Below are 13524 nucleotides of genomic sequence, written 5' to 3'. Positions count from 1 at the left end.
GGTGTGCCGCGCCGGTCAGGAGGCGGCGGGCCGGTAGTCCTGGCCGAGGACGACGAGGACGTCGGCGCCGGAGGAGACCGCGCCCTTGGTCACCGAGCCGGCGGGCAGGCCCAGGGTCTTGGCGACCTCGGCGGCGTTCTGCTTGTCGGCGGGGTCGGAGTAGACCACCTTGGAGGCGGACTGGGCGCCGGAGGCGGTGCCGCCCTCGATGAACCCGAAGCCGCCGCCCAGCAGGGTCACGCGGGCCTTCTCGGTGTCGTCCTTGGCGCCGGTGGCGTTCTGCACGGCGACCCGGACCGCGGAGCCGGCGTCGGGGCTCTTGGCGGTGCCGCCCAGGATGTTCTTGACCACGCTGTCGCTGGTCCCGGCGGTCAGCGTGCCGTCGCTCTGCACCGGCAGGGGGACCGTCTGGTACTTCCCGCCCTTGGCGAGGTCGGCCAGCCTGGCGAGGAAGGTGCCCAGGTCCTTGTCGGTCAGCGGCGGATCGAGGATCTGCGCGAGGGTCTGCACGGTGGTCGTCGCGGCAGACGGGTCGGACGACAGCTTGCGCAGCGCGCCCTGCATGACCTGCCCGAACCGCTTGAGCTGGGCGTTCTCGGTCTCGCCGGGGCCCCGGTAGGTGGCGTAGGCGACCGCCATCTTGCCGCTGAGGGTCTGCGCCCGGCCCCGGTGCACCAGCGGGGCGGCGCCCTTCTTCTTGGCGTCGGGGTCGGGCACGTCGGTGTCGGTGTCGATCTCGATGTTGCCGACCAGCTCGACGAGGTTCTGGAGGTAGGGCGTGTCCAGCCGCCAGGTGCCCTGGATGTCGGTGCCGAGGACGGTGTCGAGCTGGTCGCGGGTGCCGGAGGAGCCGTCGTCGTCCACCGACTTGGCGAGCGTGGTGGTGGTGCCCGAATCGTCGGTCAGCGCCAGGGAGTTGGGCAGCAGGACGGTGGTGCCGCGTTCGGTGGTGGTGTTGTCGACCAGCAGCACGGTGGAGGTGTCGCGCTTGCCGGTGTTGTGCAGGTGGACCACGATCACGTCCCGCTTCTGGGCGCCCGCGGCGACGGTGGTGCCGGTCGCGGTGCCGGGCGAGGAGACGCCGGGCAGCTTCCCGGCGTACCAGAGGTAGCCGACGCCGCCCGCCACGACCAGGGCGAGGACCACGCCGAGGGCGATGATCCGGCTGCGGGCGCGGCGGCGGGCCTCCTCGCGGCGCTCGGTGCGGTTCTCGGTGAACTTCAGCCAGTCGATGACGTCCTCGGACTCACCGTCCGGTTCCTCGACGAACGCGAACTCCCCGTCCTCGCCCGCCTTTTGACCCTCGGCCGGGGGCGCTTCGGTCTTGGCGTCCTCGTCGGGCCGCGTCTGCTGCGGGATGTACGCCGTCTGCTCGGTGACCCTGGGCTGCTGCCCGCTGGTCGCGGCCTGCCCGTAGGGGTCGTAGCCGGGGGCGGGTGCCTGGGAGCCGGTCCCGTACGGGTCGTAGGGGGCGTTCTGCGTCCCGTAGGGGTCGTAGCCGGGCGGTATGGGCTGTTGCTGCCCGGTGTCGTAACCGCCCTGGGCGTAGCCCTGTTGCTGCCCGTAGGGGTCGTAGGTCCGCTGTTGCGGCTGCTGTTGGCGGGACGGGACCTGCTGGTACACCGGGCGGCCGTAGTCGTCGTAGCCGACGATCTCGTACTGGTCCCCTCCGTACTGGTCGTCGCCGTACCCAGCTTCGTATCGGTCGTTCACCGGTGCCCCTCTCGGCTCACTCGCCGCGGTACAGCTCGCGCTTGTCGATGTAGCGGACGACCCCGTCCGGGACCATGTACCAGATGGGGTCCCCCTTGGCGACTCTCGCCCGGCACTCGGTGGAGGAGATGGCCAGCGCGGGCACCTCGACCAGGGAGACACCGCCCGCGGGCAGGCCGGCGTCGGTCAACTGGTGGCCGGGGCGGGTGACGCCGACGAAGTGGGCGAGGGAGAAGAGTTCCTCGGAGTCGCGCCAGGTGAGCAACTGGGCGAGGGCGTCGGCACCGGTGATGAAGAACAGGTCGGTGTCGGGGTTGAGGGCGCGCAGGTCGCGCAGCGTGTCCACGGTGTAGGTGGGGCCGCCGCGGTCGATGTCGATGCGGCTGACGGAGAACTGCGGGTTCTCGGCGGTGGCGATGACCGTCATCAGATAGCGGTCCTCGGCCGGAGAGACGTTTCGGTGCGACTTCTGCCAGGGCTGGCCGGTGGGCACGAACACCACCTCGTCCAGCCGGAACCGGGCGGCGACCTCGCTGGCCGCCACGAGGTGCCCGTGGTGGATCGGGTCGAAGGTGCCGCCCATGACGCCGAGCCTGCGGCGGCCCGTGCGGGCGGGGCCGTGGTCCGCCGAGTCCCGTGCCGGATCGTCCACGGTGCCCTCCGCCGGACCGGTAGGCATGTCCTGCTCTCCCATGCGTGCAGACCCTACCGGCCCGGCCTGCGGCTTCTCGCCGGGGACCGGCCGGGCTTCAGCGGTCGCGGTTGAAGCGGGTGGTGATCCACAGCAGGAGCAGCAGGATGAACAGGGCGCCGCCGCCGGTGATCGCGGGGTTGAGGCTGTTGTGGTTGCCGCCGTGCTCTGCGCCCTCGGCGGCGAGAGTGACCAACTGGGCAGCGGTGCTGTGGAGGCTCATCTTCAGCGTGACCTATCGCGTGTGGGCGGGATAAAGACGTCTGCCCATCGTAAGCGGGCACCCCCTCGGCGATCACGCCGACTCCGGCAAAGGGGCGTGCGGGGCCCACGGGAACCTCAGGGAGGCGTCAGTCGTCCTTCTGCTTGTAACCGCGCAGGAGGAACCAGCCGGTCAGCGCGCAGCCGACGACCATCACGATCAGCACGATCCGGAGCAGGTTGCCCGGCCCCTGCTGCTGGACGGCGCTCGACGCGGCCTCGGTCAGCCAGGCGGCTGCGGGGTGGTGCTCCATGACATGGCTCCTTAGGGGTGCTGCCCGTCCACGGTATATCCGCCTAGGCTGGGCCCGGTCCGGGGGGCGCAGCGGGTTTCCGAGACGCAGGGGGAAGACATGTCCGACGACCGCCACGAGCAGGCCGGCCACGAGCGTGTGCCGGGCCGGCACCGCAGCCGCTTTCCGGGGATCTCCTCGCGCGCCTACGAGCATCCGGCGGACCGCTCCGCGCTGGTGGCGCTGCGCAAACTGACCGGTTTCGACACGGTGTTCAAGGCGCTGAGCGGGCTGCTGCCCGAGCGGAGCCTGAAGCTGCTGTTCCTGTCCGACTCGGTGCGGGTCTCCGACCGCCAGTTCGCGCACCTGAGCGACATGCTCCGCGACGCCTGCTACATCCTGGACCTGGAGAAGGTCCCGGCGATGTACGTCACGCAGGACCCGAAGCCGAACGCGATGTGCATCGGCCTGGACGAGCCGGTCATCGTGGTGACCACCGGTCTGGTGGAGCTGCTGGACGAGGAGGAGATGCGGGCGGTCGTCGGCCACGAGGTGGGCCACGCGCTGTCCGGCCACTCCGTGTACCGCACGGTGCTGCTGTTCCTGACCTCGCTGGCGCTGAAGGTGGCGTGGATTCCGCTGGGCAATGTGGCGATCATGGCGATCGTGACGGCGCTGCGGGAGTGGTTCCGCAAGTCCGAGCTGTCGGCCGACCGGGCCGGGCTGCTGGTGGGCCAGGACCTGCGGGCGTCGATGCGCGGCCTGATGAAGATCGCGGGCGGCAACCACCTGCACGAGATGAACGTGGACGCCTTCCTGGAGCAGGCCGAGGAGTACGAGGCCGGGGGCGACCTGCGGGACTCGGTACTGAAGATCCTGAACGTGCTGCCCCGCTCGCACCCCTTCACCACGATCCGGGCGGCCGAGCTGAAGAAGTGGGCCGACTCGCGCGACTTCCAGCGGATCATGGACGGCCACTACCCGCGCCGCGAGGAGGACAAGGACGCCCGGGTGGGCGAGTCCTTCCGCCAGTCCGCCGCGAGCTACGCCAGCGAGGTGCGGACCAGCAAGGACCCGTTGATGAGGCTGGTCTCGGACCTCGCGGGCGGTGCGGGCGACCTGGGCGGCCGGGTGAAGCGGGGCTTCAACGGCTTCACGGGTCAGCCCCCCAAGGACGGTCCCGTGCAGGACGCCCCGGCAGAGGGCTGATCCACCGCCCGCCCGGCACTCACACGTGGGGCTGGGCGGTGTCGGCGAGCGTGCCGCACAGGGCCGGGGCGCCGGTCCCGTAGGGGTCGGTGCCCGGCGGTCCGCCCGCCTTGGCGCGCTCGCCGGCCAGCAGGGGCCGCAGATAGGCGCTGGTGTCCGCGTCGCAGGAGAGCGGGCCCGCCTGGGCGCTGGAGGAGGTCAGCCGGGTCTGGCCGATGCGCAGGGTGTCGCGGTCGAAGCGGAAGGTCAGTTCGCGGCGCACGGTGAACAGCGAGACCGGGGTCTTCCCCTCGGTGCCGGCGGCGCGCAGGGCGTAGACGAAGGTGCCGTCGGCCACGACCTGGAGGGTGGCCGCGTCGGTCTCGGTGATCCTGAGGGCACCCCGGGTGCGGATGTCGTCGTCGGCGAGGGCGGTACGGGCGGGGTCGAAGCGGACCATCCAGCCGGTGGGCGCGTGCCTGCCGTCGGCGGCGGGGGCGTCCATGCTCCGGTCGAACTGGTCGAGCTGGTCGGCGGCGATCAGGGCCCGGACGGGGCGTACCTGGCGGCCGGTGAGCACGTCGGGGTCGAGCGCGGAGTGCAGGACGTACTTGCGGGCGGTGTCGAGGGCCGCGAGGACCTGGCTGTCGGAGAAGTGCGCGGTGGGCTGGGAGGGCGGCAGCGGCATCCCGGCGAGGCCCACCGCGAACCGGGCGGCGGGGCTGCGCGCGTACAGCGTCCGGGCGTCGGGGGCGCCGGGCACCTGGCCGCGCGGGGCGAGCGGGACGACGCTGATGCGCAGCGGCTCGGTGGCTCTCTTCACGGGTGCTGCGCCGTACGGGTGGCGGAAGCCCATGAAGACGGCGGTGCCGAAGGCCACGGCGAGTAGTAGGAGGAGCACCATCGCCTGCCGGGTGATGCCCCGGCGCATGGGCGGGCGGCGGCGTACGGCGGGGGCGTGGTCGCTGACGCGTTCGCGGGCGGACGACTCCTGGAGCCGGGCAGCGCGGACGAACGACTCGTCGAACACGACGGATCGGTACTCGTCCTCGGCACCGCCGGGGGCGCCCTCGGGTGTGCCCTCCGGTGGGTCTCCAGGCCCGCCCATACCTTCAGAGTAGGTCGCGGCGGCCTCGGGTAAACGCGCTGGCACGCGACAACTTCTGACAGGTTCCCACCAAAAACGCCGGACGGGCGTCAGGGGGTGGGCGGGATCGCGGAGACGGCCGGCCGGGACTGCTCGGCGGTGAGGGAGGGCACGGCCGCGCCGTCCCGGCCGAGGCCGGTGGAGGCGGGGGCGGGCACCTGGTCGCGGCTGCCGGCGGAGGCGCCCCGGTAGACGGCGGCGAAGGCCAGCGCGACCATGCCGACGCCCATCACCACGGCGAGCAGCCAGGCCACGGGCCGGTGCCAGCGCAGCCCCGCGAGCGGGCCCTCGTGGCCGTCGTGGGCGTAACGGCCGTCGAGGTCGTCGTCGTCCAGGTCGTGGCCGAAACCGCTGCCCTCGGGGCCGTAGCCCTCGTCGTAGGGATCGGCGGGAGCGTGGGTGCGGCGGGCCTCAGTCTCGGACGCCTCGGCCCTTGCCTCGGCGGCGGCGAGGAGGCGTTCCACGGCGGTCGGCTCGTGGACGGTGGCGGCGGCGACGAAGGCCGCGTCGAACACCACGGAGGCGAACTCTTCGTCCGACATTCCGCGGTCGTGGTCGTCGTCGGGCTCCCAGCCGTCAGGGAACGGCGTGCCCCCCACGTCCTCCGGCACGGGTCCAGAGTAGACCTGGGGGGTCAATTTGGGCAGACGGTATGGAAATTCGTCCGTCGTCCCGTGGCCGCTTCGTGAAGGTGCTCAGGGGCGTACGTGGCCGTCGCCGGTGACGATGTACTTGGTGCTGGTCAGCTCCGGAAGGCCCATGGGGCCACGGGCGTGCAGCTTCTGGGTGGAGATGCCGATCTCCGCGCCGAAGCCGAACTGGCCGCCGTCGGTGAAGCGGGTGGAGGCGTTCACGGCGACGGTGGTGGAGTCCACCAGACGGGTGAAGCGCCGGGCCGCCTGCTGACTGGTGGTGACGATCGCCTCGGTGTGGCCGGAGCTCCACAGCCGGATGTGCTCGACGGCCTTGTCGAGGGAGTCCACCACGGCGGCGGCGATGTCGTACGACAGGTACTCGGTCTCCCAGTCCTCCGGCACGGCCTCCACGACGGTCGCCTTGGTGCCCTCGGCGTGGGCCAGCACACGCGGGTCGGCGTGCACGGTGACGCCGGCCTCGGCCAGCGCGTCCAGGGCGCGGGGCAGGAACGCGGCCGCGATGTCCTGGTGGACCAGCAGGGTCTCGGCGGCGTTGCAGACGCTGACCCGCTGGGCCTTGGAGTTGACCAGGATATCGATCGCCATGTCGATGTCGGCGTCGGCGTCCACGTAGACGTGGCAGTTTCCGGTGCCGGTCTCGATGACGGGGACGGTGGACTCACTGACCACGGTCTGGATGAGGGAGGCACCGCCGCGCGGGATGAGCACGTCGACCAGCCCGCGGGCGCGCATCAGCTCGCGCACGCTCTCCCGGCTCTCCCCCGGCACGAGCTGCACGGCGTCGGCGGGCAGCCCGGCGCCCCCGACGGCGTCCCGGATGACCCGGACCAGGGCGGTGTTGGACTCGTAGGCGGAGGCGGAGCCGCGCAGCAGGACGGCGTTGCCGGACTTCAGGCAGAGCGCGGCGGCGTCGACGGTGACGTTGGGCCGGGCCTCGTAGATGATGCCGACGACGCCCAGCGGGACACGGACCTGGCGCAGGTCGATGCCGTTGGGCAGGGTGTTGCCCCGGACGATCTCGCCGACCGGGTCGGGCAGTTTCGCCACGTCACGCACGTCGGCGGCGATGGCGCGGACCCGCTCGGGGGTGAGGGTGAGCCGGTCCACGACCGACTCGCTGGTGCCGTTCTCCCGCGCCTTGGCCACGTCGCGGGCGTTGGCGGCCACGATCTCGGCGGTGCGGACCTCCAGCGCGTCCGCGACGGCGAGCAGCGCGTCGTCCTTGTCGGCGCGCGGGAGCGGCGCGAGGTCGGCGGCGGCCGCCTTGGCCCGGTAGGCGGCCTGCGTGACCGGCGAGAGGGAGTCGTACGGGGAGAGCGTGGTCATGGGGGAAGGGTAGTGCGCGGCCCTGGGCCCTCCGGGGCTGTTCCACACCGCGAGACGGGGCAGAAGGAGCCCGTCAGAACGGGTGGACCCCTACGGGGGTGGCGGGTGCGGGGCCGTAGCCCTCGGCGATGCGCTGGTGGTAGGTCTCGCGGTCGATGACCTCCAGGCCGACGATCTCCCAGGGCGGCAGCCCGGCGGTCTGCCGGTGCTCGCCCCACAGCCGCAGCGCGACGGCGGCCGCGTCGTGCAGGTCGCGGGCCTCCTCCCAGTACCGGATCTCCGCGTGGTCACCGGCGTATCTGCTGGTCAGGAGGAAGGGGTGGTCGTGGGCGAGCTGCTCCAGGGCCCGCCGCAGATCCTGTACGGGGACGCGCTCCCCGGAGACGCTGAGAGTGACGTGCCACAGGCGGGGCAGGTCCTTGGGCTCCTCGTAGGTGTCCCCGGCCGCGACGCTCGTGAGAGCACCGCGGGACGCCGCCCCAGGACGGACTCGTCTCACGACGGCCTCCTTCACGCATGGCCCCTTGACGGGACGTGTCCCTTCAACACGCCCCCGCGACAAAGTTGAGCAGGCCGCAGGGCTCCGCGTGGCGGTTTTACGGAACGTCCCCCACCGGGGTCGTCCGGCCTGCCCGGCTTTTCCGGTGCCGGGCCGCCGGTCAGGGGTGCAGGAGTACCAGGTCGTCCCGGTGGACGACCTCGCGTTCGTAGGCCGGGCCCAGCTCGCGTGCCAGCTCGCGGGTCGAACGCCCGAGCAGTTGGGGCAGCTCCTTGGCATCGAAGTTCACCAGCCCCCGCGCCACCGCGTGCCCGGCCCGGTCCCGCAGCTCCACCGGGTCCCCGGCGCTGAACTCGCCGGTGACGGCGGCGATCCCGGCCGGCAGCAGGGAGCTGTGCCGCTCGACCACCGCGCGCACCGCGCCGTCGTCCAGGGTGAGGGAGCCCTGTGGGGTGGAGGCGTGCTGGAGCCAGAGCAGCCGGCCCGCGGAGCGCTTGCCGGTGGGGTGGAAGCAGGTGCCGGTGTCGCCGCCCGCGAGGGCGTCGGCGGCGTGCACGGCGTTGGTGAGCACCACGGGGATGCCCGCGGCGGCCGCGATCCGGGCGGCCTCGACCTTGGTGACCATGCCCCCGGTGCCGACGCCCGCCTTGCCCGCGCTGCCGATCTCCACCCCGCTGAGGTCGGCCGGGCCGCGTACCTCGGCGATGCGCGAGGTGCCGGGGCGGGCGGGGTCGCCGTCGTAGACGCCGTCGATGTCGGAGAGGAGGACCAGCAGGTCGGCGTGGACGAGGTGGGCGACGAGGGCGGCCAGGCGGTCGTTGTCGCCGAAGCGGATCTCGTCGGTGGCGACGGTGTCGTTCTCGTTGACGACCGGGAAGGCGCCCATCGCGAGCAGCTTGTCCAGGGTGCGGGAGGCGTTGCGGTGGTGGGCGCGACGGCTCATGTCGTCGCTGGTGAGCAGGACTTGGCCGACGCGGACGCCGTAGCGGGCGAAGGAGGCGGTGTAGCGGGCGACCAGCAGGCCCTGGCCGACGCTGGCGGCGGCCTGCTGGCGGGCGAGGTCCTTGGGGCGGCGGTCCAGCCCGAGCGGGGCGAGTCCGGCGGCGATGGCGCCGGAGGAGACCAGCACGATCTCCTTCTCCCCGCCGCCGCGCACCTTCGCCAGCACGTCGACCAGCGCGTCCACGCGGTCCGCGTCGAGTCCGCCGGCGGCGGTGGTCAGCGAGGAGGACCCCACCTTGACGACGATCCGCCGGGCCTCGCCCACGGTCTGCCTTGCGCTTGCCACTTGCCCGCTGTCCTCTCGCCCCGGTCCGTGTGCCCGCAATCTACGGGAATGCCGGAGGCCGGTGCAGCCGGGTTTCAGCAGGCGGACGGCCGGTGCGGTGAAGGTACGGCGTGCGGACGGGGCACGTTCTGCGACCATGGAGCCCATGCGAAAAGGCGGTGCGGTGCGAGCGGTTGCGGCTGCGATGGGCGGGGCGTTGCTCGTCCTGGGTGCGACGGGGTGCGGGGGTCCGGAGAACCCGGAGAACAAGGACGCGAGTTCCGCGCGGGCCCAGGACGACAGAAGGGCCCCGGAGGCCGACCTGAAGCGGGTACCGGGCGTCGGTGACCGGCTGTGGAAGCGCGTGCCCGAGGAGTCCCGGCAGGTGCTGGTCGTCTCCGGCAAGGGGCGGAACTCGGCGGACTCGGACGCGGCGCTGTACACGAAGCAGGGGTCGACCTGGACGCGGGAGCGCGCCTGGGCCACCCACAACGGCCGCAAGGGCTGGACGACCGATCACCACGAGAACGATCTGCGCAGCCCGGTCGGGGTGTTCACGCTGAGCGACGCCGGCGGGGTGCTGGCCCAGCCCAAGGCCAAGCTGCCCTACACCGAGTCGGCCACCTTCCAGGCGCCGCGCTACTGGAAGAAGTCGTACTGGCACGACTTCGACCTCGTCATCGCCATCGACTACAACCGCGTCAAGGGCACCCCGCCCAACGACCAGACGCGCCCGCAGGGGCAGTCCAAGGGCGGCGGCATCTGGCTGCACATGGACCACGGCAGCGGTACCTCGGCGTGCGTGAGCCAGTCGAAGGCGGACATGGAGTATCTGCTGCGGACGCTGGACCCGAAGCAGCATCCGGTCGTGGTGATGGGCGACCAGGCGGATCTGAAGGTGTGAATCACGTGAATTCCGCGTGACCCCGACAGCGAGAAGCGCCGGTGCGGAGGTCCGCACCGGCGCTTCTCGCTGTGCCGGGATCAGCCGTGGCGGTGGCGCCAGCCCTGCCAGGCGGAGTCGATCATCTCGTCCAGGCCGTGCCGGGCCGTCCAGCCCAGCTCGGCGTGGATGCGGTCGGCGGCGGCCACCACGCGGGCGGGATCGCCGGCGCGGCGCTCGGTGACCTCGGGGGTGAGGTCCTCGTGCCCGGTGGTCTTGAGGATGCGGTCCACCATCTCGCGGACCGAACTTCCCTCGCCCCGGCCGATGTTGAGGACCAGCGAGGTGCCCTCGGGGGCGGCCTCGCGCAGCCGGACGGCGGCGGCCTGGTGGGCGGAGGCGATGTCCTGGACGTGGATGTAGTCCCGTACGCAGGTGCCGTCCTCGGTGGCGTAGTCGTCGCCGAAGATGCGGGGGGCCTCGGACGCCTCCAGGCGCTCGAAGACCATGGGGATGAGGTTGAACACACCCTCGTCGGAAAGTTCCGGCGCGGCCGCTCCGGCGACGTTGAAGTAGCGCAGGCTGACGGCGCGCAGACCGTGGGCGCGGGCGGCGGCCGCGATGAGCCACTCACCGACGAGCTTGGTCTCCCCGTAGGGGCTCATCGGGGCGCACGGGGTGTCCTCGGTCACGAGGTCGACGTCGGGCATGCCGTAGACGGCGGCGGAGGAGGAGAAGACGATCCGCTCCACGCCGGTGGCCGTCATGGCGGCGAGCAGGGTCTGCAGGCCCGTCACGTTCTCGCGGTAGTAGTGGAGCGGGCGCTCGACCGACTCCCCCACCTGCTTCTTGGCGGCGATGTGCACCACGCCGGTCACACCGTGCTCGCGGAGGGTGCTTTCGAGCAGCTCCTGGTCCAGCACGCTGCCCACCACCAGCGGCACCCCGGCGGGCACCCGGTCGGCACTGCCCGTCGACAGGTCGTCGTACACGACGACGCTCTCGCCGCCCGCCGTCATCGCGCGCACCACGTGCGAGCCGATGTACCCGGCGCCTCCCGTGACCAGCCAGCTCATTCCAGGGCCTCCTCGAAGTTCATTACCGGCAGCAGACTCCTTGATGGCCCGGGGAAAATCGAATCCGACATCCCGTGACGGACAATCCGAAATCGGGCGTGAGCGGAGATATGAGATGGACCACTTCACGAAACGGAGGGAACGATTCGCGCTGTGGGAGGGTGTTGGCAAAGGGCGCACCCCGCTTCGGCTCCGGGTGCCCCACCGCCGCAATCATGGGGACTTGCCGGTCCTTGTACTCTGTGGCGGCGGCACGCTTGGGCCCGTCGGCGGACAGAGTTCACTCAGAGTTCACTCCGGTCCCGGCCCACACTCACGTGATCGGTTCTCGGAACAGGTTGTAAAGGATGCCCAAACTCTCTCTCGTCGTCCCTGCGTACAAGGTGCAGGCGTACCTCGCGGAGTGCCTCGACTCGATCCTCGAACAGGACTTTCCGGACTTCGAGGTCATCGCCGTCGACGACTGTTCCCCGGATGCCTCGGGCGCCATTCTGGACGAGTACGCCGAGCGTGACCCCCGAATTCACGTGATTCACCTCACGGAGAACGTGGGCCTCGGCCGTGCGCGCAACGCGGGCATGGAGAAGGCGACGGGCGAGTACCTCCTGTTCCTCGACAGCGACGACACCCTCACCGAGGGCGCGCTGCGGGCGATAGCCGGGCGGCTCGAGGCCGCCGGCGACCCGGAGATACTCGTCTACGACTACGCGCGCAGCTACTGGGACGGCAGAATCCTCCCCAACCAGCGCGCCGCCCTGCTCCGCCCCGACGGCCCGGAGTCCTTCCCGCTGTCCGAGCGTCCGCAGTTGCTGGACCTGCTCCAGATCGTCTGGAACAAGGCGTACCGCCGCGACTTCGTTCTCCGCATGGGCCTGAGCTTCCCGCCCGGCTACTACGAGGACGCCCCCTGGACGTTCTGCTCGATGATCAGCGCCGAGCACATCGCCCTGCTGGACCGGGTCTGCGTGATGTACCGCCAGCGCCGCGAGGGCGGCAACATCCTGAAGACGGTCAGCCGCAAGCACTTCGACGTCTTCGACCAGTACGGCCGCATCTTCGACTTCCTGGACGCGCACCCCGAACTCGACCAGTGGCGCGGGCCGTTGTTCCGCAAGATGACCGACCACTACCTCACCGTCCTCACCAAGCCCGGCCGGCTGCCGCAGAACGCGCGGGCCGAGTTCTTCCGCCGCGCCTCCGCCGACTACCGCGCCCGGCTGCCCAGGGGCTTCGCCCGGCCCGGCGGCAACCTCGGCCACAAGTACGCGATGCTGGAGCGGGGTTCGTACCTCACGATGGCGAGCGCGCTGGGCGCGGTGAAGCTCCGCCAGGCGGTCCGCCGCCGGGCCCGCACCACCCTGAACCAGTCCAAGCGCAACGCGATGGGCGTGTTCTACCAGTCCCAGCTCAAGCTGCCGCTGGACGAGAACCTGGCGCTGTTCTCCGCCTACTGGAGCCGCAGCGTCTCCTGCAACCCCGCGGCCATCGACGCCGAACTCGCCCGGCTGGCACCGAACGTGCGCCGGGTGTGGGCGGTCCAGGCGGACGCGGTGGACCGGGTGCCCGCGGGACACGAGTTCGTGCGGGTCGGCTCGCGCGAGTACTGGTCGGTGCTGGCCCGCGCCAAGTACCTCGTGAACAACGTGAACTTCGCGGACAGCGTGGTCAAGCGCGAGGGCCAGATCCACCTCCAGACCCACCACGGCACCCCGCTCAAGACCATGGGCCTGGACCAGCGCAAGTACCCGGCGTCCACCAACATGAGCTTCGACAAGCTCCTGGAGCGCTGCGACCGCTGGGACTTCAGCCTCAGCTCCAACCGGTTCTCCACCACGGTGTGGGAGCGGGTCTACCCCTGCTCGTACGTCTCGCTGGAGACCGGCTACCCGCGCAACGACATCCTCGTCAACGCCACCGCCGAGGACGTGCGGCGGGCCCGCGCCTCCCTGGAACTGGCCGACGGCACGCGGGCGTTCCTCTACATGCCGACCCACCGCGAGTACCAGGCCGGCTTCACCCCCAGCCTCGACCTGGTCCGGCTCGCCGACGAACTCGGCCCGGACGTCACGCTGATGGTGCGCGGCCACTACTTCTACGGCAACTCCCCGCACGTGGAGGAGCTGCGCCGCAGCGGCCGTATCGTCGACGTCTCGGGCCACCCGCGCGTGGAGGAGCTGTACCTCGCCGCGGACGCCCTGATCACGGACTACTCCTCCGCGATGTTCGACTACGCGGTGCTGGACCGGCCGGTCATCATCTACGCCTCCGACTGGGACATCTACTCGGCGGTGCGCGGCACCTACTTCAACCTGATGGAGGAGCCGCCCGGTGCGGTGGCCACCTCGCAGGCGGAGCTGATCAGGCTCCTCGAATCGGGCGAGTACGACGGGCCGGAGGCGGCCCGCTACCGTGACCGGTTCCGCAGGCGCTACTGCGAATTCGACGACGGCCACGCGGCCGAGCGGGTGGTGCGCCGGGTCTTCCTCGGCGAGGAGGGCATGCTGCCCCTCGTCCCGTTCGCCGACCGTCACCACGCACCGACTCCCCCGCAGGCGCTCGAACCGCTCGAGCGGGCCTGACCACT

Annotated in this window: 13 protein-coding genes; 3 read left to right on the top strand and 10 right to left on the bottom strand. The window is 71.5% G+C overall.

Going from position 1 to position 13524, the window contains the following annotated elements; genetic code table 11:
* Positions 1-15 precede the first annotated feature (15 nt).
* From OG448_RS20535 to OG448_RS20520, 4 genes are all read right to left on the bottom strand, one after another.
* The gene (locus OG448_RS20535) at positions 16-1713 is read right to left on the bottom strand and encodes a LytR C-terminal domain-containing protein (protein ID WP_405555800.1); all 1698 of its coding nucleotides are present in this window, start codon (positions 1711-1713) and stop codon (positions 16-18) included.
* Between the two features lie 16 nt (positions 1714-1729).
* Entirely contained in the window at positions 1730-2407 is a 678-nt protein-coding gene (gene nadD / locus OG448_RS20530; protein WP_391291742.1) for a nicotinate-nucleotide adenylyltransferase, read from the bottom strand.
* A gap of 55 nt (positions 2408-2462) precedes the next feature.
* A complete protein-coding gene (locus OG448_RS20525; protein ID WP_030814997.1) occupies positions 2463-2627 on the bottom strand; it encodes a hypothetical protein in 165 nt (54 codons plus the stop codon).
* 127 nt (positions 2628-2754) lie between these two features.
* A complete protein-coding gene (locus OG448_RS20520; protein WP_031183650.1) occupies positions 2755-2919 on the bottom strand; it encodes a hypothetical protein in 165 nt (54 codons plus the stop codon).
* Between the two features lie 99 nt (positions 2920-3018).
* Here OG448_RS20520 and OG448_RS20515 point away from each other — a divergent pair, with 99 nt between their 5' ends.
* Entirely contained in the window at positions 3019-4107 is a 1089-nt protein-coding gene (locus OG448_RS20515; protein ID WP_405555798.1) for a M48 family metallopeptidase, read from the top strand.
* Positions 4108-4126: 19 nt separating this feature from the next.
* On the opposite strand, the gene OG448_RS20510 is transcribed toward OG448_RS20515, so the two are convergent.
* From OG448_RS20510 to proB, 5 genes are all read right to left on the bottom strand, one after another.
* A complete protein-coding gene (locus tag OG448_RS20510; protein WP_405555796.1) occupies positions 4127-5194 on the bottom strand; it encodes a hypothetical protein in 1068 nt (355 codons plus the stop codon).
* A gap of 89 nt (positions 5195-5283) precedes the next feature.
* On the bottom strand, positions 5284-5844 hold the full coding sequence (locus OG448_RS20505; protein ID WP_405555795.1) for a hypothetical protein: 561 nt from the start codon (positions 5842-5844) through the stop codon (positions 5284-5286).
* A gap of 84 nt (positions 5845-5928) precedes the next feature.
* The gene (locus OG448_RS20500) at positions 5929-7215 is read right to left on the bottom strand and encodes a glutamate-5-semialdehyde dehydrogenase (protein ID WP_405555794.1); all 1287 of its coding nucleotides are present in this window, start codon (positions 7213-7215) and stop codon (positions 5929-5931) included.
* Between the two features lie 73 nt (positions 7216-7288).
* Positions 7289-7714: a hypothetical protein gene (locus OG448_RS20495; protein WP_030815012.1), complete on the bottom strand. Its 426-nt coding sequence runs from the start codon at positions 7712-7714 to the stop codon at positions 7289-7291.
* A 160-nt stretch (positions 7715-7874) separates the two neighbouring features.
* Positions 7875-8981 carry a glutamate 5-kinase gene (proB, locus tag OG448_RS20490; RefSeq protein ID WP_391292348.1) on the bottom strand — a complete coding sequence of 369 codons (1107 nt, stop codon included), beginning with the start codon at positions 8979-8981 and terminating at the stop codon, positions 7875-7877.
* 157 nt (positions 8982-9138) lie between these two features.
* On the opposite strand from proB, the gene OG448_RS20485 reads away from it, so the two are divergent.
* Positions 9139-9885, top strand: coding sequence for a L,D-transpeptidase family protein (locus OG448_RS20485; RefSeq protein WP_405555792.1), 747 nt, complete (start codon positions 9139-9141; stop codon positions 9883-9885).
* An 80-nt stretch (positions 9886-9965) separates the two neighbouring features.
* On the opposite strand, the gene galE is transcribed toward OG448_RS20485, so the two are convergent.
* Positions 9966-10940 carry a UDP-glucose 4-epimerase GalE gene (gene galE, locus OG448_RS20480; RefSeq protein ID WP_405555791.1) on the bottom strand — a complete coding sequence of 325 codons (975 nt, stop codon included), beginning with the start codon at positions 10938-10940 and terminating at the stop codon, positions 9966-9968.
* Between the two features lie 347 nt (positions 10941-11287).
* Here galE and OG448_RS20475 point away from each other — a divergent pair, with 347 nt between their 5' ends.
* Positions 11288-13519, top strand: a complete 2232-nt coding sequence (locus OG448_RS20475) for a CDP-glycerol glycerophosphotransferase family protein (protein WP_405555789.1) — start codon at positions 11288-11290, stop codon at positions 13517-13519.
* Positions 13520-13524 lie beyond the last annotated feature (5 nt).

The sequence above is a fragment of the Streptomyces sp. NBC_01171 genome (assembly GCF_045039805.1).
Classification (GTDB): Bacteria; Actinomycetota; Actinomycetes; order Streptomycetales; family Streptomycetaceae; genus Streptomyces.
This window is presented reverse-complemented; position numbering and strand designations above follow the sequence as displayed.

Excerpts from the sequence above, each read along its gene's own strand:
- nadD (WP_391291742.1), bottom strand. The coding sequence starts at position 2,407 with ATGGGAGAGCAGGACATGCCTACCGGTCCGGCGGAGGGCACCGTGGAC.
- OG448_RS20525 (WP_030814997.1), bottom strand. The coding sequence starts at position 2,627 with ATGAGCCTCCACAGCACCGCTGCCCAGTTGGTCACTCTCGCCGCCGAG.
- OG448_RS20520 (WP_031183650.1), bottom strand. The coding sequence starts at position 2,919 with ATGGAGCACCACCCCGCAGCCGCCTGGCTGACCGAGGCCGCGTCGAGC.
- OG448_RS20515 (WP_405555798.1), top strand. The coding sequence starts at position 3,019 with ATGTCCGACGACCGCCACGAGCAGGCCGGCCACGAGCGTGTGCCGGGC.
- OG448_RS20510 (WP_405555796.1), bottom strand. The coding sequence starts at position 5,194 with ATGGGCGGGCCTGGAGACCCACCGGAGGGCACACCCGAGGGCGCCCCC.
- OG448_RS20500 (WP_405555794.1), bottom strand. The coding sequence starts at position 7,215 with ATGACCACGCTCTCCCCGTACGACTCCCTCTCGCCGGTCACGCAGGCC.
- OG448_RS20485 (WP_405555792.1), top strand. The coding sequence starts at position 9,139 with ATGGAGCCCATGCGAAAAGGCGGTGCGGTGCGAGCGGTTGCGGCTGCG.
- galE (WP_405555791.1), bottom strand. The coding sequence starts at position 10,940 with ATGAGCTGGCTGGTCACGGGAGGCGCCGGGTACATCGGCTCGCACGTG.
- OG448_RS20475 (WP_405555789.1), top strand. The coding sequence starts at position 11,288 with ATGCCCAAACTCTCTCTCGTCGTCCCTGCGTACAAGGTGCAGGCGTAC.